Source organism: Microbacterium croceum, from assembly GCF_023091245.1.
Classification (GTDB): Bacteria; Actinomycetota; Actinomycetes; order Actinomycetales; family Microbacteriaceae; genus Microbacterium; species Microbacterium croceum.
The window spans coordinates 40170-56235 of the sequence record NZ_JAHWXN010000001.1 but is presented as its reverse complement, the minus strand read 5'-3'; the positions used below and the strand labels follow the sequence as shown (position 1 = coordinate 56235).

Here is a 16066-nt window from a genome sequence, read left to right as displayed (position 1 = left end):
ATGCCATCGCGGATGCTGAGGCGCGGACTGCCGCGCGTGGCGGGCGGGGATCCGTGGCCGCCCGCCGTGGAGGTCGAAGACGCGGCGGCGAAGGACGAGGCGTCCCCGACCTCGCGGCACTCCGCACTCCGCGTCCGTCGCGGGCTCCCGCGCGTGCCGGGAGGTGAGCCCTGGCCTCCCGCCGAGGCGACCGCTGCCCCCGCGAATGTCTCGCCGTCCCCGGCGCCGGCTGAGGCATCCGCTCGCCCGGAGGCGCCCACAGCACCGGCAGCGACGGTGCCGACCGCCGCACCGATAGCTGCGGCACCGAGTGCGGGCGCAGCGCCGGCACCGGGCGCAGCCGCCTCCGCGGTGCGCCGCGGGCTTCCGCGCGTGGCGGGTGGCGACCCGTGGCCTCCGGCCGGAACGCTGCCTACGGCGGCAGTGTCCTCGGAGGGTCCTTCGTCAGGCTCAGGGGCCGAGGTCGAGGTGGGCTCAGGGACCGAGATCACTACTCTCCCGGCAGCCCGCACGAGTGTGCTCGCGGCCGACATCGACACTCCGCTGCGCGGCGCGCGCACGGTCTGGAACGGCCGTGCTCCGCGTCACCTCCCCGCTGCACCGGCGCCGGCATCCGCTCGTCGTCGTCCGACCTGGCCGCAGGCGATCGCCGCGCTCATGGGGGCCGCGGCTCTCGGCGTGCTCGCGGGGGCCGCGATCGCGTTCGTGCGCGCGCTGCTGAGCTTCCCGTTCATGCAGGACTTCCTCGCGGCTTTCCCCGGCGAGTACGAGCCGGCGATCGCGGTCGCGCCCGGGTTCGCTCCGTGGGTCGGCTGGCAGCACTTCTTCAACGTGTTCCTGATGGTGCTGATCATCCGCTCCGGTCTGCGGGTGCGCAGCGAGAAGCGGCCGACCGTCTTCTGGTCGCCGCGCAACAACCCCAAGGGCAAGATCAGCCTGACGCTGTGGTTCCACCAGGCCCTCGACATCCTGTGGCTCGTCAACGGAGTGATCTTCGTGGTGCTGCTGATCGTCACCGGGCACTGGGTGCGCATCGTGCCGACCAGCTGGGAGGTCTTCCCGAACGCGCTGTCCGCGGCGCTGCAGTACGTGTCGTTCGACTGGCCGCACGAGAACGGCTGGAACAACTACAACAGCCTGCAACAGCTCGCCTACTTCACGACGGTGTTCCTGGCCGCGCCGCTCGCGGCGATCACCGGTTTCCGCATGTCGGGCATGTGGCCCAAGAAAGCAGAGCGTCTGTCGAAGGCGTACCCGGTGGAGTGGGCCCGTGCCCTGCATTTCCCGGTGATGCTGTACTTCGTGGTGTTCATCATCGCCCACGTGGCGCTGGTGATGCTGACCGGGTTCCTGCGCAACCTCAACCACATGTACGCCTCGCAGGATGCGGTCACGTGGACCGGGTTCTGGGTGTTCGTGGCATCCCTCGTGGTGATCGCCGGAGCGTGGTTCGCGGCGCGCCCGCTGGTGCTCGCGCCGATCGCCAAGACCATGGGCACCGTCTCCGGCCGCTGAGCCCTGCGCGTCAGCCACGCGCCGAGACCCACCACCAACGCCGAGACCCACCATCGCAGACGTCTGCGGTGGTGGGTCTCGGCGTTACGGGTGGGTCTCGGCGACCCGGACCCGCGCGAAGCGGATCAGCGGGTGAAGCGCACCTCGGTCAGCGTCTCGCCGAGGAACGGCTCCGTGTGCTGCGCGCCGTCGAGGGTGAACCCGTTGCGCGTGTAGAAGCGGTGCGCGCGAGGGTTGTCCTCGGCGACCCACAGGTACAGCGGCTCATCCTTCTCGATCGTGGCGTCGAACAGCTTCTGGCCGATGCCGGTGGAGTGCCAGGCGTCGAGCAGGTAGATGAAGTACAGCTCGCGGAGCGCAGGGGCATCCTTGTCGCGAGCAGGACCGGAGCCGGCGAAGCCGACGATCTCGCCGTCGACGAGCGCGGCGTTCATCTTGAAGTCCGGGCCCTGAGAAGCCCAGTGCGTCCACAGCTCCGCCATGCGACGGGGGGACACCTTCTCGAGCGCGGCCTTGCTGATCAGGTGGTCGTACGTCTCGTGCCAGCACTGCGCGTGCACGCGACCAAGGGCTTCCGCATCCACATCACGGACCGGACGGACGATGACTTCGGGCTGGGCTTCGGCGCTCATGCGGCGACTCTACGCGTGGCTTCCGCGATCAGGAAATCGAGCGGATGCCCCGTCACCCGCTCCCGCGGGTGATGGAGGAATCCGACAACGGTATTCGCGGATCATGCGCTTCTGGCTACGATCGATCCTCGTGAACGTGATCTGGCGCACTCTCCTGGTGATCCTCGGCGCTCGGCGCCGCGTGCGGCGGGGCGATGTCCTCGATCCGAATGCCGTCGGCAGCATCCGGCTGACGACCCTGCCGACCGACATCGACATCCTGCGCCACATGAACAACGGCCGCTATCTGTCGTTGTTCGACCTCGGGCGCTGGGATCTGCTGATCCGCACCGGGCTGTTCGACGCGATGAACGCTCGAGGATGGTACGCGGTCGTCTCCAGCGAGACCGTCACCTTCCGCAAGTCTCTCGAACTGTGGCAGCGCTTCGACGTGGAATCGCGCTTCGTGGGTCATGACGAGAAGGCGCTGTTCCTGGAGCACCGCGCCGTCGTGGACGGTGAGGTCTACGCCAAGGTCATCGTGCGGGCCCGGATGCTGCGCCGCAGCGGCGGCACGGTCTCGCACGAGGAGCTGTTCGGCGCCCTCGGCAAGCCGGAGGGACTGCCGGAGATCGACGAGTGGATCCACGACTGGGCCGCGGCATCCGCTCTGCCGTCGACGCGCAGCGCGGCACCGAGCATCTGGCACTGATCCCGGCGTGCCCGCGCCGCGACGCCCCAGGCGAGGCGCCGGGCAGGAGAGGGGTGGAGTCATAGGCTGGGGCCATGGTCGAGTCGTCGTCATCCTCCGCTGATGCCGCGGCATCCGCGCCCCTCGCCGAACGTGCTGTCGAACTCGCCCGCCGCTGGGTGATCGAGGCGGGCGCCGTCGAGGTCGACCCCGCCGCTGAGCGTCTGGCCGGAGTCCTTCAGGATGCCGGCGGGCTGCCGTTCACGCTCGGCTTCGTCGACGGCGTGATGCGCCCGGAGAGCCTGGGTGCTGCGGCATCCCAGTTGCACCGGATCGCCCCGGATGTTCCCGGCTTCCTGCCCTGGTACCTGCGCGGAGCCGTGCGTCTGGGCGGCGGCGTCGCGCCCCTGCTGCCGTCGCCCGTGGTGCCGATCGCCCGCAGGATGCTGCGCGAGATGGTCGGCCATCTCGTGGTGGATGCGCGACCGGCGAAGCTCGGCCCCGCCCTCGCGAAGCTGCGTGAACCGGCGGACGGCGCGGAATCCCGCGTCCGCCTGAACCTCAACCTGCTGGGCGAGGCCGTGCTGGGCGAGGCTGAGGCCAAGCGCCGCCTCGACGGCATCCACGAGTTGATCCGGCGTCCCGACGTCGACTACGTCTCGGTCAAGGTCTCGGCCATCATGAGCCACATCTCGATGTGGGCGTTCGACGAGGTCGTCGATCAGGTCGTGGAGCGACTGCTGCCGCTGTATCTGACAGCGGCGGGGGATGCCGGCGCCGGGCCCACATTCATCAACCTCGACATGGAGGAGTACCGCGACCTCGACCTCACGATCGCGGTGTTCACCCGGCTGCTGGAGGATCCGCGACTGCAGGGTCTCGAGGCGGGCATCGTGCTGCAGGCCTACCTGCCCGATGCTCTGCCCGCGCTGCAGGAGCTGACCGCGTGGGCGCGGGAGCGCGTCGAGTACGGTGGCGCCCCCATCAAGGTGCGTCTGGTCAAGGGGGCGAACCTCGCGATGGAGCAGGTCGAGGCGAAGCTCCACGGCTGGACGCCGGCGACCTACGACACCAAGCTCGACACGGACGCGAACTACCTGCGCTGCCTCGACTGGGCGCTGCAGCCCGAGAACACCGCTGCCGTGCGGCTCGGCATCGCCGGACACAACCTGTTCGGCATCGCCTATGCCTGGTTGCTCGCGGGGGAGCGCGGCGTGCGCGACCGGATCGAGTTCGAGATGCTGCTCGGCATGGCGCAGGGGCAGGTGCAGGCGGTCTCGCGCGAGGTCGGAGCCGTGCTGCTCTACGTGCCGGTGGTCGCCCCGGCGGAGTTCGACGTGGCCATCAGCTATCTGGTGCGGCGACTCGAAGAGAGTGCCTCGCCCGACAATTTCCTCTCGGCGGCGCTCCGGCTGGACGACGACGAGTCGTTGTTCGTGCGCGAACGGGACCGCTTTCTCGACGCGCTCGACCGCTCGACCGAGCCGACGTTCTGGCGCGGGCCGCGGCGCACCCAGAACCGGCTGGCCCCGATGCACGAGGCCGTGCGCCCCGTGCCGGCAGCCCCGGCACCCGAGGTGGACCTCACCAAGGCGGTGCTCGGCATCTCGCGCGGGTCAGACGGGGAGCCCTTCCTCGAGACGGCTGTCTACTCGGCACGGGAACTGGATGCGGATGCCGGTGGCGCTCCCGGCTTCGTGAACGCGCCGGACACCGACCCCTCGCTCGCCGCGAACCGTGAATGGGCGCAGGACGTGCGCGCACGCATCGCGGACTCCACGGCCGGGGTCGACACGCTCGCGACCTCACGTATCGACGACGCCGAGACGTTGGATGAACGGGTTCGCCAGGTGCGCGATGCGGCACCGAGCTGGGGATCCCACCCCGCGGCGGAGCGTGCCGAGGTGCTGCTGCGTGCGGCGGCCGCGCTCGAGTCGCACCGAGGCGAGCTGATCGAGGTCGCGGCATCCGAGACCGGCAAGGTCTTCGCCGAGGCGGATGTCGAGGTCAGCGAGGCCGTCGACTTCGCCCGCTACTACGCCGCGAAGGCCCGGGAGCTCGACGCGATCTCGGGTGCGGCCTTCGTTCCGGCCGCGGTGACCGTGGTCGCCCCGCCGTGGAACTTCCCCGTCGCGATCCCGGCGGGGGGAGTGCTGGCGGCCCTCGCCGCCGGCTCCGGCGTCGTGTTCAAGCCCGCACCACAGGCTCGCCGATGCGCTGCCGTCGTCGCCGAGGCGCTGTGGCAGGCGGGGGTGCCGCGCGACGTGCTGGCGCTCGTCGACATCGAGGAGGGCGAGCTCGGTCAGGCGCTCATCACGCACGAGGCCGTCGACCGCGTGATCCTCACCGGCTCCTGGGACACCGCGGCGCTGTTCCGCTCGTGGCGCCCCGATCTGCCGCTGCTGGCCGAGACCAGCGGCAAGAACGCGATCATCATCACACCGTCGGCCGATCTCGATCTGGCGGTCGCGGATCTCGTGAAGAGTGCGTTCGGGCACGCAGGCCAGAAGTGCTCGGCGGCGTCGCTCGCGATCCTCGTCGGTCCGGTCGGCCGGTCGCAGCGCTTCGCGCGGCAGCTCGCGGATGCCGTGCGCTCGCTGCACGTCGGATGGCCGAGCGACCCTCTGGCCGAGGTGGGCCCGGTGATCGAGAAGCCGCACGGCAAGCTGGCCTGGGCGCTGACCGAGCTGGAGGGTGACGAGCAGTGGCTCATCGAGCCGGCCGTCGCGGCCGACGACGAGAGCGGGCGGCTGTGGCGCCCCGGCGTCCGCGTCGGCGTGCAGGCGGGATCGCGCTTCCACACCGAGGAGTTCTTCGGTCCGGTGCTGGGGGTCATGCACGCGCCGACCCTCGCGCGGGCCGTCGAGCTGCAGAACGCGGTCGCCTACGGGCTGACCGCGGGGCTGCACACGCAGAACCCCGACGATCTGGCGTTCTGGCTCGACCGGGTGCAGGCCGGAAACCTCTACGTGAACCGCGGCATCACCGGCGCGATCGTGCAGCGGCAGCCGTTCGGCGGCTGGAAGCGCTCCGCAGTGGGTCCGGGCGCGAAGGCCGGGGGACCGAACTACCTCATCGGACTGGGCACCTGGCGTTCGCACCCCGGCGCCGCGGCATCCAGCACGCTGCATCTGCGCGGCCTGGACTCGCGCATCACGGCGCTCATCGAGTCGGCTCAGCCGTCTCTGGAGTACGAGTCGTTCGAGTGGCTGCGCCGCGCCGCCCTGTCGGATGCCCTCGCCTGGGGCCGCGAGTTCGGCCAGGTGCGCGACGTCTCGCAGCTCGGGATCGAACGGAACCTGTTCCGGTATCGACCGGTGCCCGTCGAGATCCGCGCCGCCGCCGACGCCCCGCTGCAGGACCTGCTGCGCGCGGTCATCGCCGCGGTGCGCGCGGGGGCGGGCTTCACGCTGTCGACGCCGGTCGGGCTCCCTGCCGGGGTGCGCCACGCGCTCGGCGACCTCGACGCCGCCGTGCACCTGGAGAGCGACGAGGAGTGGATGCAGCGGATGCTGCGCCGCGAAGAACCCGTCGAGCCGGGCGCGGCTCCGGCGCCGTGGGTGAATCGGGTGCGTCTGGTAGGCCCGCGCGATGCTGTGGCGGAACTGCACGGCCTGCTGGCCGCCGCGGTCCAGGGCGACCCCGACCTCGCGGTGTACGACGGCGAGGTGACGGCGGCCGGACGCATCGAGCTGCTGCCGTTCGTGCACGAGCAGTCCATCAGCATCACCGCCCACCGCTACGGCAACCCCGACCGCACCTTCAGCGACGTGATCTGACGTCGACGCTCGCATCCGCGCCCGCGCCCGAGCCCGCGCCCGAGGTGAGGGGTCAGAACACGCCGTGTCTCGTGGCGGGGGAGCGGCGTGTCTTGACCCCTCGTTGGAAGGCGAGGTCGAACGCGAGGAGGCGGCGTGAGGTGCTGGCGAGGTGGCGTGCTGGCGAGCTGGCGGGGTGGCGGGGTGCTGCGAGGTGAGGGGTCAGAACACGCCGTGTCTCGTGGTGGGCGTGCGGCGTGTCTTGACCCCTCACGAGGAAGGTCGCGACGCGTGTAAAGAATTCTTGACACGCGTCGCGGTGGCGACGTACAGTGAGCGTGTCAATAATTCTTTACACGGAGGTCGTCATGGTCTACGAGGAGCGCAACGCCTGGGCGGGAGTCATCCTGACCCCGATCTCGCTGGCCGTCTATATCGGGCTGGTCTTCCAGCTGGCCGGGGGAGGACCGCTGACCGAGGTCGACTGGTTCCCCCTCATGCTGTGGGTCATCGGCGCGAGCATCGTCGCGACCATCGTGCTGAGCATCGTCTGGGGCATCATCGCGCGGGTGAAAGACCCCGAAGACGCGGGCCGCTCCGACATCCGCGACCGCGACATCAGTCGTCTGGGCGGGCGTGTCGAACAGGCCTTCCTGGTGATCGCGGGGCTCGGAGTGATCGTGCTGTGCGCGGTGGGCGCCGACGTGTTCTGGATCGCGAACACCATGTACGCCGGATTCGCCGTCGCCGCCCTCGTCGGCAGCATCGCCCGCGTCATCGCCTACCGCCGGGGCCTGGTGTGATGGTCAAGCCCACGCTCGTCTCCAACAGCATCCGCCATCATCGGGAGGCTGTCGGCCTCACGCAGGCCGAGCTCGCCCGCACCGTGGGGGTGACCAGGCAGACCCTCATCGCGATCGAGCAGGAGAAGTACTCGCCGACGCTCGAGCTCGCGTTCCAGATCGCCCGCGCCTTCGGCGTGGGACTCGACGACCTCTTCCAGTACCCCGAGCAGTGAGAGAGCGAGAGCACTGACATGACCGAGATGATGTCCGCGTGGCGCGGCGAAGCCTACGGGCCTTCCACCGGCACGACGCTCGCCCAGATACCCGTCCCCGTCCCGCGTCGCGGCGAGGTGCTGCTGAAGGTGCGCGCGACCGCCCTGAACGCGGGTGATGTGCGCCTGATGCTCGGCGATCCGCTGCTGGTGCGTCCGATCTTCGGGCTCACGAGGCCGAAGTTCCCGGTGCGCGGGATGGATGTCGCCGGCACGGTCATCGCGGTCGGGCCGGATGTGGTCGGCGCCGAGGTCGGCGAAGAGGTCATCGGCGAGCTCTCCGGTGGCGGAGGACTCGCGCCCTACGCCACGGTCGCCGCATCCCGACTCGTGCCGCGGCCGACCGACGTCGCCCCCGAGCCCGCCGCCTGCCTCCCGATCGCCGGGGGCACCGCGTGGCAGGCGCTCGACCTGGCCGGCGTCGGGCTGACCGACGCGACGGCGCCCCGCGTGCTGATCATCGGGGCATCCGGTGGTGTCGGCACGTTCGCGGTACAGCTGGCGGCGCTCCGAGGGGCCGAGGTGTGGGCCACGTGCGGCGCGCGCAACGCCCCGCTCATCGAACGGCTCGGCGCCGTGCGCACGCTCGACCACCGCACGCATCCGCTGTCGGAGCTGCCCACCGCGCACTTCGACGCGGTCATCGACATCGCCGGAGGGATGCCGCTGCGCGAACTGCAGCGGCTGACGGCGCCAGGCGGCACCGTCGTGCTGGCGACGGGCGACGGCGGACACGTGCTCGGGCCGGTGCCGCGGATGCTGAAGGCCGCGTTGCTGTCTATCGGGTCGCGCCGCCGCATCCGTCCCCTTGCCGCGACGACCCGGCCCGAGGTGCTGCGCACGCTGCTCGAGCTGACCGCCGAGGGGCGCATCGTGCCGGTCATCGAGCGTGAGTATCCGTTCGCCGAGGCATCCGCCGCCCTCGCGCACATCGAGGCCGGTCACACGGTCGGCAAGGTCGTCGTCCGCGCCGCGTAGCCGCGGCACCCTGGCGTCGCAGAGCCCTCGGATGGCACAATGGAGCGTGGCGTGCCCGAGTCGCATCTTCCCCGGCGCCGGCTCTGAACGAGCGGCGGGTCGAAGGACCGTCGGGCCCCTGGACAGCGTCCGCCGCATCCGTTCCTTGAGGAGCATCCATGTCCTTCGAAAGTACGATGTCGACGCCTGAGACCGCGGTCGCGTCAGCACCCACGCGCACCGCGCACCGCCGCCGCTACCTGATGTGCCGCCCCGAGCACTTCACCGTCAGCTACACGATCAACCCGTGGATGGAGCCGACGAAGCCGACCGACACGGCCAAAGCGGTCGCGCAGTGGCAGAAGCTCCACGACCTGTACCTCGAGCTCGGTCACGAGGTCGAGCTGATCGAGCCCCTCGCCGGCTACCCCGACATGGTCTACACGGCCAACGGCGGGTTCCTGATCGAAGGCCGCGCCTACGTGCCGAAGTTCCGCTTCGTCGAGCGTGCCGGTGAGGCCCCCGCGTTCGCCGACTGGTTCCGCGCGGCCGGCTACGACACCGTCGTCCCGGAGGAGGTCAACGAGGGCGAGGGCGACTTCCTGCTCGTCGGCGATGTGATCCTCGCGGGCACCGGGTTCCGCTCGACCGGCGACAGCCACCGCGAGGTGGGCGAGGTCTTCGGCCGCGAGGTCGTGTCGCTGAACCTCATCGATCCGCGCTTCTACCACCTCGACACCGCGATCGCCGTGCTCGACCCGGTGCAGGGCACAGACAACGGCGGCCCGGAGCGCGCGAACATCGCCTACCTCCCCGGTGCTTTCGACGACGCGAGCCGCGCGATCCTCGAGGAGCGCTTCCCCGACGCGATCCTGGTGTCGGATGAAGACGGCTCGGTGTTCGGGCTGAACTCCGCGAGCGACGGCTACAACGTGGTGATCTCGCCCCGCGCCAAGGGCTTCGAGGCGCAGCTGCGCGAGCGCGGCTACAACCCGATCATGGTCGACCTCTCCGAGCTGCTGCTCGGCGGCGGCGGCATCAAGTGCTGCACGCTCGAACTGCGGGGTGCCGAGTGAGCGGCGTGGGGGGCGCTTCGCCCTTCGACAAGCTCAGGATCCCAGGCTCAGCGACCGAGCGCGGGTCGGCCGTGACGCACGTCGCGCACAACTACCACCCGCTGCCCGTCAACATCGCCCGCGGTGAGGGCGCCTGGGTGACGGATGTCGAGGGCAAGCGCTACCTCGACCTGCTCGCCGCGTACTCCGCGGTCAACTTCGGGCACCGTCATCCGGCCCTCGTCGCTGCGCTCACCGAGCAGCTCGGCCGGGTGACTCTCGTCAGCCGTGCGTTCCAGAGCGATCGGCTCGAACCGTTCGCCGCGGCGCTCGCGCAGCTCTGCGGCAAGGATCTGGTGCTGCCCATGAACACGGGGGCCGAGGCTGTCGAGACCGGCATCAAGGTCGCGCGCGCCTGGGGCTACCGGGTCAAGGGCATCCTCGAGGGCAGGGCGCGCATCATCGTGGCCGCCGGGAACTTCCACGGTCGCACGACCACGATCGTCAGCTTCAGCGACGACGATCAGGCGCGAGATGACTTCGGTCCCTACACCCCCGGCTTCGATGTCGTGCCTTACGGTGACGCGGATGCCATCGCCGCCGCCATCACCGACGACACGGCCGCGGTGCTGGTCGAGCCGATCCAGGGCGAGGCCGGGGTCGTGATCCCGCCGGAGGGGTACCTGCGCCGCATCCGCGAGATCTGCGACGAGAAGAACGTGCTCTTCATCGCCGACGAGATCCAGTCGGGACTCGGCCGCGTCGGCGAGACCTTCGCGTGCGACCGCGAGGGCGTGGTGCCCGACCTGTACCTGCTCGGCAAGGCCCTCGGCGGCGGCATCCTCCCGGTGTCTGCGGTCGTCGGCGACGAGGACGTGCTCGGGGTCATCCGCCCCGGCGAGCACGGATCGACCTTCGGCGGCAACCCGCTCGCCGCGGCCGTCGGACTGCGCGTCGTGGAGATGCTGGAGTCGGGCGAGTTCCAGGAGCGCGCCCGGGCCCTCGGCGCCCACCTCGACCAGGGTCTGCAGCCGCTCATCGGACACGGCGTCACGGCCGTGCGCATCGCCGGACTCTGGGCGGGTGTCGACATCGACCCCGCCAAGGGGACGGGGCGCGAGATCGCCGAGAAGCTGCTCGATCGTGGTGTGCTGGTGAAGGACACGCACGGGCAGACCATCCGCATCGCACCGCCGCTCGTGATCCGCGCGACCGAGCTCGACTGGGCCGTGGAGCAGCTGCGGGTGGTGCTCGGGGCGTAGCCCGCGGCATCCGGCCCGGCATCCGGCATCCGCAGGCTGAACTTTTGCGGCCCTGATCAAGAATCGCGGACGAATCGGGAGGATTCCTCCGCGATTCTTCACGTCCTCCGAAAAACTGAAGGCCGGTTCAGGGCGGAAGGCCGGTTCAGGGCGGAAGGCCGGTTCAGGAGGCAGGCCGGCGCAGGGCGGCAGGCCGGCGCAGGGGCTCAGGCCGGCGGGTTATCGGGGTCGAGTAGCTTGAGGGTCTCCTCCTCGGCGGGGTTGTCGGCGTGCAGCTGCTGCTCGGTCGTCTCGTCGCCCCCGAGCGGAGCCGGGGTGTCGTCATCGCGGCTGGCGTCGCCTTGGATGGCGCCGTCGGGGGAGTGGCCGTGGCTGGCGTCGCCCTGGATCGCGCCGTGCGGGGAGTCGCCGTGCGAGCTGTCCCCCTGGATGGCTCCGCCCTGGCTGCCGCCCTGCGGGTCGTGCTCCTCGGTGCCGTCGACGTCGGATGCCCCCTCCGCGGGGTCCTGGGGGTGCGGTGTGGTGTCGGTGTTCTCAGTCATGACGCGAACGTACGTCCGTGAGGCCGAGGCCGCGCACCCCCTTGACACCGCGGCCGAACAGGTCAGCGCGGGTACTGCGGCGACTCGTCCTCACCGTGCGAGGGCACGTCCGGGTCGTCGTACCCGGAGAGCTCGTCGGACGACACGAGGTCGTCGACGTCGAGGGTGGCCGGTCCGGCATCCGCCTTCGACTCGGAGCTCAGCAGCTGCGCAGGGATCCGGATCGGCGTGGTCGGCGCGACCGGCAGACCGAGTCGGCGCTGCAGCGAACGCATCCACCGCGGCTGGGCGCCCAGCACTCCGCGTTCGTCGCGGGCCTCGACCTCGAGGCCGTAGTAGTCGCCGATCTTGTCGATCAGCTGCGCGCGCTCCGCGCGGGCGTAGGCGCGTCGCTCGCGGGTGAACGCGACGACCGTCGACCAGCAGATCAGCAGCATCACGACGCTGAACGGGAGTGCGATCGTGATGGCGGCGGTCTGCAGCGCAGTCAGGCCACCCGCGAGCAGCAGGGCGATCGCGAGGGCCGCGGTGACGGCGACGAAGAACGTGCGGATCCAGCGTTTCGGGTTCTGCTGACCCCCGGTCGCGATCATGCCCATCACGAGGGCTCCCGAGTCGGCGGACGTCACGAAGAAGATCGCGATCAGCAGCACGGCGCCGAGGCTCACGATCGCGCTGCCGGGAACCTGAGCGAGCAGTTCGAACAGGGCGCCCTGCAGGTTGACCGTGCCGTCGGCCCCGGTCAGCGTGCCGGGGGACTGCAGCTCGAGCGCGAGCGCGGACCCGCCCAGCACCGCGAACCACAGGATGCCGAGCAGGGTGGGCACCAGGATGACGCCGGCGACGAACTCGCGCACCGTGCGGCCCTTCGAGATGCGGGCGATGAAGATGCCGACGAACGGCGCCCATGAGATCCACCAGCCCCAGTAGAACGAGGTCCACTGCGCCTGCCACTCCTCGCCGGCGGTCCCCTGGAAGGCGCTGACGTTGAACGAGAGCCCGATGAAGTTCTGCACGTAGTAGCCGATCGACTGCACGAACTCGCGCAGCAGGAACTCGGTCGGTCCCACGGCCAGCAGGTACAGCACGAGCAGTCCGGCCATGACGAGGTTGGCGTTCGACAGCCACTTCATGCCCTTGGTGACGCCGGACAGCACCGACATCAGCACGAACACCGAGATGATCAGGATGATGATGACCTGCGTGGTCTCGTCGGGTTCCGCCAGCCCCGCGGCACTGAGGCCGGCGCTGATCTGGATGACGCCGAGCCCGAGCGATGTCGCGACGCCGAAGAGCGTGCCGACCAGGGCGATCACGTCGATCGCGTGGCCCCATCCGCCCTCGACGCGCTTGCCGAGCAGTGGCTCGAGCGTCCAGCGGATCGAGATCGGGCGCTTGCGGCGATGGATGGCGTAGGCCAGCGCGAGACCGATCACGACGTAGATCGACCAGGCATGCACGCCCCAGTGCAGGTAGGTCTGACCGAGAGCCGCCTGCGCGAGCTGCTCCGGGGTGCCGGTGACGCCGGGGCGCGGGGTCGCGAAGTGGGTGAGGGGCTCGCTCACGCCGTAGAAGACCAGGCCGATGCCCATACCGGCGGCGAACAGCAGCGAGAACCACGACATGAGCGAGAACTCCGGCTCGTCGTCATCCTTGCCGAGCTTGATGTCGCCGAAGCGGCTGAAGCCGAGGTACAGGCTGAAGGCCACGAAGAACGCGGCGATCAGCACGTAGTACCAGTTGAAAGCGTTGACGATCGTGGTCTGGATCGCGCCGAACAGCGCCTCGGCGAGGTGCGGGGCGGCGAGCGTGAAAGCGACGAAGGCCACGATGATCACCGTCGCGGGCCAGAAGACCCAGCGCTGCAAGGGCGGCAGTGCGCGGCGCACCGCAGTGCCTTCGGTGGTGTCCGTCGAGACCGGCTCTGCGGCGGTGGCAGGGGTCGGCTGGGGGTCGTTCTCCGGTCCGCTCATCCGTCAACGGTATATCGCCGACGGTCGCGGAGTCAGTCCTGGGGCCGGGGCGACCGGATCGGAGTGGTCACCGCCGCCTCGTCGCTGAACTCCACGGGGTCGACCTCGTCGATGATGCTGAGCGGCCGCGTCTCGTCGAGCGTGAGCAGGAAGCGGCGGTTCTCATCGCGGTGCAGCCGTCCGGAGGTGAACACCCAGATGGCGCCGATCGCGCAGGCGATGAGACCTGCCGTGCCACCGAGCATGATGGCGGCACGCGGGCCGAACGCGTCGGCCACCCACCCGGCGATGGGAGCGCCGACCGGCGTCGAGCCCATGATCACGGCCATGTAGAGGGCGAGCACGCGCCCGCGCAGCGCGGGATCGGTGGTCATCTGCACGTAGCCGTTGGCCGTCGTGAGCAGGGTCACGATCATGAAGCCGGTGAACATCAGGGTCACCGCGTACGCCGCGTAGCTCGGCATTGCCGACGACACGAAGGCCGCGATGCCGAACCCTCCGGCCGCGAAGATCACGACGCGCACTCTGGCGCGGTCGCGGCGCGCGGCCAGCAGGGCGCCCGCCAGCGAGCCGATCGCGAGGATCGAGCTGAGCACGCCGTATCCGTCGGCGCCGGCGCCGAACTCGATCGCCATGGTCGAGGCGAAGATCGGGAAGTTCATGCCGAAGGCGCCGATCAGGAACACGGTCACGAACACGACGCGCAGGTCGCTGCGCCCCCAGACGTAGCGGAAGCCGGCGGCGAGGCCTCCGCGGCTGCGGTGCTTCGGGCGAGGGGCGAGCAGGCTCGTGCGCAGCATCACCAGCGCGAGGATCATCGCGAGGAAGGTCGCCGCGTTGACGATGAACACCCATCCGGAGCCGATCGCCACGATCAGCAGCCCGCCGACGGCCGGCCCGATCATACGGGCCAGGTTGAAGGATGCCGAGTTCAGCGCGACCGCGTTGGAGGTGTCGCCCGTGGAGACCATGTCCGAGACGAAGGCCTGGCGGGCCGGCGCATCGAAGGCGTTCACGATGCCGAAACCGAGCGCGAAGCAGAACATCATCGGCAGGGTCATGAGGCCGTTGAGCAGCAGCACGCCCACCGCGATCGCGAGTCCGAGCAGGGCGCTCTGCGTCGTGAGCAGGATGTGCCGGCGGTCGAAGCGGTCGGCCACCCAGCCCGTCAGGCTGACGAGCACGAGCGGCGGACCGAACTGCAGCGCCATCGTCACGCCCATGGCGGTCGCGTCGTTGTCGGTCAGCTCGGTGAGCACGACCCAGTCCTGGGCGGTCGCCTGCATCCACCCGCCGATGTTGGAGACCAGGGCCCCGGCGAACCAGATGCGGTAGTTGATGTTCGCGAACGACCGGAACATGGCGCTCATCGGTCGGTCACCCGCCGCATCAGTTCGCTCGCCGCGCGCAGCGTCTCGAGCTCCACCTCTGTGTAGTCGAGCTCGCGGAGCATGTCGGCGAGCAGCTCGTCGCGGCGGCGGATGGTCTCGACCACGATCTCGGTGCCGGCCTCGGTGATGTCGACCTGCACGCGGCGGCGGTCTTCCTCGTCGGGCGTGCGTGCCACGAACCCCTGCTTCTCGAGACCGTCGACCGTGCTCGTCATGGAAGGCGCGGTCACCCGCTCGTGCTCGGCGAGAGCGGAGATCGTGCGACGGCCGTGCATGCGCAGGGTGGCCAGCACGGCCAGCTGCGCGTCGCTCATCGAGTCGGCGGCGCGGGCGCAGCGGAGCCGGCGGGCCAGGCGGAACGTGGCCATGCGCAGGTCTGTGGCGGTGAGGTGGAGGGCTTCTTCAGACGCAGACATTACTTAGATAGCCTATCTAATCTTCTGCGAAGAGGGAAGGGCGGATGCCGTCGAGGCCGCGTGTACCCGGCAGAATGGAGGGCGTGACCCGAACTCTCGCCTTGGAACTCGCCGTACAGGACCCCGCCGGTGTGCGCATCGCCACGGAGGTCGGCGCCGCACGCGTCGAGCTCGCGACGGCTCTCGCGCTGGGGGGACTCACCCCGTCTCAGGCGACCGTGGAGATCGCGGTCGAGACCGCCGGTGACACCGGCCCCGAGGTGCACGTGCTGATCCGCCCCCGTGCGGGAGGGTTCCACTACGACGCCGACGAGCTCGCGGTCGCCGAACGCGATGTGCGCCTGGCCCTCGCCTCCGGTGCCACCGGGGTCGTCATCGGCGCGCTCGACGCGGACGGGCGCCTCGACATCGAGGCGATGACCCGTCTGCGCGACGCCGCCGGGGGAGCGTCGGTGACCCTGCACCGCGCCATCGACGTGACCGCCGACCCGGTGGCCACGCTCGCGGCGGCGCGGAGCCTCGGACTGCGTCGCGTGCTCACCTCGGGCGGCGCCTCCGCGGCGATCGACGGCATCGACACCCTGCGCGCACTCGTCGCCGCGGCTGAGGGCGAGATCGAGATCATGGCAGGCAGCGGTGTGGATGCCGCCACGGCACCGGCGCTCGCCGCGATCGGCGTCGACGCACTGCACTTCTCCGCCAAGCGGGCCGTGCGCGAAGACGGCGGAGTGCGCATGGGGTCGGCATCCGACGGCGTCGGCGGCTACGAGGTCACGGATCGCGACATCGCGCTCGGCGTGCGGGCGGCGCTCGGCCTGTAGCCGGTCCTCGCCGCCAT

At 70.4% G+C, this 16066-nt stretch carries 14 protein-coding genes; 9 read left to right on the top strand and 5 right to left on the bottom strand.

The window, feature by feature from the left end; translation table 11 throughout:
• A complete protein-coding gene (locus KZC51_RS00255) occupies nucleotides 1-1515 on the top strand; it encodes a cytochrome b/b6 domain-containing protein (protein WP_247628016.1) in 1515 nt (504 codons plus the stop codon).
• Between the two features lie 125 nt (nucleotides 1516-1640).
• Here the strand turns inward: KZC51_RS00255 and KZC51_RS00250 are convergent, their stop codons facing one another.
• Entirely contained in the window at nucleotides 1641-2147 is a 507-nt protein-coding gene (locus KZC51_RS00250; RefSeq protein ID WP_247628015.1) for a GNAT family N-acetyltransferase, read from the bottom strand.
• A 130-nt stretch (nucleotides 2148-2277) separates the two neighbouring features.
• Here KZC51_RS00250 and KZC51_RS00245 point away from each other — a divergent pair, with 130 nt between their 5' ends.
• The 7 genes from KZC51_RS00245 (at nucleotide 2278) to rocD (ending at nucleotide 10906) form a co-directional block, all read left to right on the top strand.
• The gene (locus tag KZC51_RS00245) at nucleotides 2278-2838 is read left to right on the top strand and encodes an acyl-CoA thioesterase (protein ID WP_247628014.1); all 561 of its coding nucleotides are present in this window, start codon (nucleotides 2278-2280) and stop codon (nucleotides 2836-2838) included.
• Between the two features lie 74 nt (nucleotides 2839-2912).
• Entirely contained in the window at nucleotides 2913-6596 is a 3684-nt protein-coding gene (locus KZC51_RS00240; protein WP_247628013.1) for a proline dehydrogenase family protein, read from the top strand.
• 317 nt (nucleotides 6597-6913) lie between these two features.
• On the top strand, nucleotides 6914-7378 hold the full coding sequence (locus KZC51_RS00235) for a hypothetical protein (RefSeq protein ID WP_247628012.1): 465 nt from the start codon (nucleotides 6914-6916) through the stop codon (nucleotides 7376-7378).
• Nucleotides 7378-7593 carry a helix-turn-helix transcriptional regulator gene (locus KZC51_RS00230; RefSeq protein WP_247628011.1) on the top strand — a complete coding sequence of 72 codons (216 nt, stop codon included), beginning with the start codon at nucleotides 7378-7380 and terminating at the stop codon, nucleotides 7591-7593. The genes KZC51_RS00235 and KZC51_RS00230 overlap by 1 nt, the downstream gene beginning before the upstream one ends.
• Nucleotides 7594-7611: 18 nt before the next feature.
• The gene (locus KZC51_RS00225) at nucleotides 7612-8610 is read left to right on the top strand and encodes an NAD(P)-dependent alcohol dehydrogenase (RefSeq protein WP_247628010.1); all 999 of its coding nucleotides are present in this window, start codon (nucleotides 7612-7614) and stop codon (nucleotides 8608-8610) included.
• 176 nt (nucleotides 8611-8786) lie between these two features.
• A complete protein-coding gene (gene ddaH / locus KZC51_RS00220) occupies nucleotides 8787-9665 on the top strand; it encodes a dimethylargininase (RefSeq protein ID WP_247630561.1) in 879 nt (292 codons plus the stop codon).
• A gap of 71 nt (nucleotides 9666-9736) precedes the next feature.
• Nucleotides 9737-10906, top strand: a complete 1170-nt coding sequence (rocD, locus tag KZC51_RS00215; protein WP_308194274.1) for an ornithine--oxo-acid transaminase — start codon at nucleotides 9737-9739, stop codon at nucleotides 10904-10906.
• A gap of 206 nt (nucleotides 10907-11112) precedes the next feature.
• Here the strand turns inward: rocD and KZC51_RS00210 are convergent, their stop codons facing one another.
• From KZC51_RS00210 to KZC51_RS00195, 4 genes are all read right to left on the bottom strand, one after another.
• A complete protein-coding gene (locus tag KZC51_RS00210; RefSeq protein ID WP_247628009.1) occupies nucleotides 11113-11448 on the bottom strand; it encodes a hypothetical protein in 336 nt (111 codons plus the stop codon).
• Nucleotides 11449-11510: 62 nt separating this feature from the next.
• Nucleotides 11511-13421, bottom strand: coding sequence for a BCCT family transporter (locus tag KZC51_RS00205; protein ID WP_247628008.1), 1911 nt, complete (start codon nucleotides 13419-13421; stop codon nucleotides 11511-11513).
• Nucleotides 13422-13453: 32 nt separating this feature from the next.
• Nucleotides 13454-14782: an MFS transporter gene (locus tag KZC51_RS00200; protein WP_247630559.1), complete on the bottom strand. Its 1329-nt coding sequence runs from the start codon at nucleotides 14780-14782 to the stop codon at nucleotides 13454-13456.
• A gap of 5 nt (nucleotides 14783-14787) precedes the next feature.
• On the bottom strand, nucleotides 14788-15228 hold the full coding sequence (locus KZC51_RS00195) for a MarR family winged helix-turn-helix transcriptional regulator (protein WP_247628007.1): 441 nt from the start codon (nucleotides 15226-15228) through the stop codon (nucleotides 14788-14790).
• Nucleotides 15229-15311: 83 nt separating this feature from the next.
• Between KZC51_RS00195 and KZC51_RS00190 the strand changes: the two genes are divergently transcribed.
• Nucleotides 15312-16049 carry a copper homeostasis protein CutC gene (locus tag KZC51_RS00190; protein ID WP_247628006.1) on the top strand — a complete coding sequence of 246 codons (738 nt, stop codon included), beginning with the start codon at nucleotides 15312-15314 and terminating at the stop codon, nucleotides 16047-16049.
• Nucleotides 16050-16066: the final 17 nt, after the last annotated feature.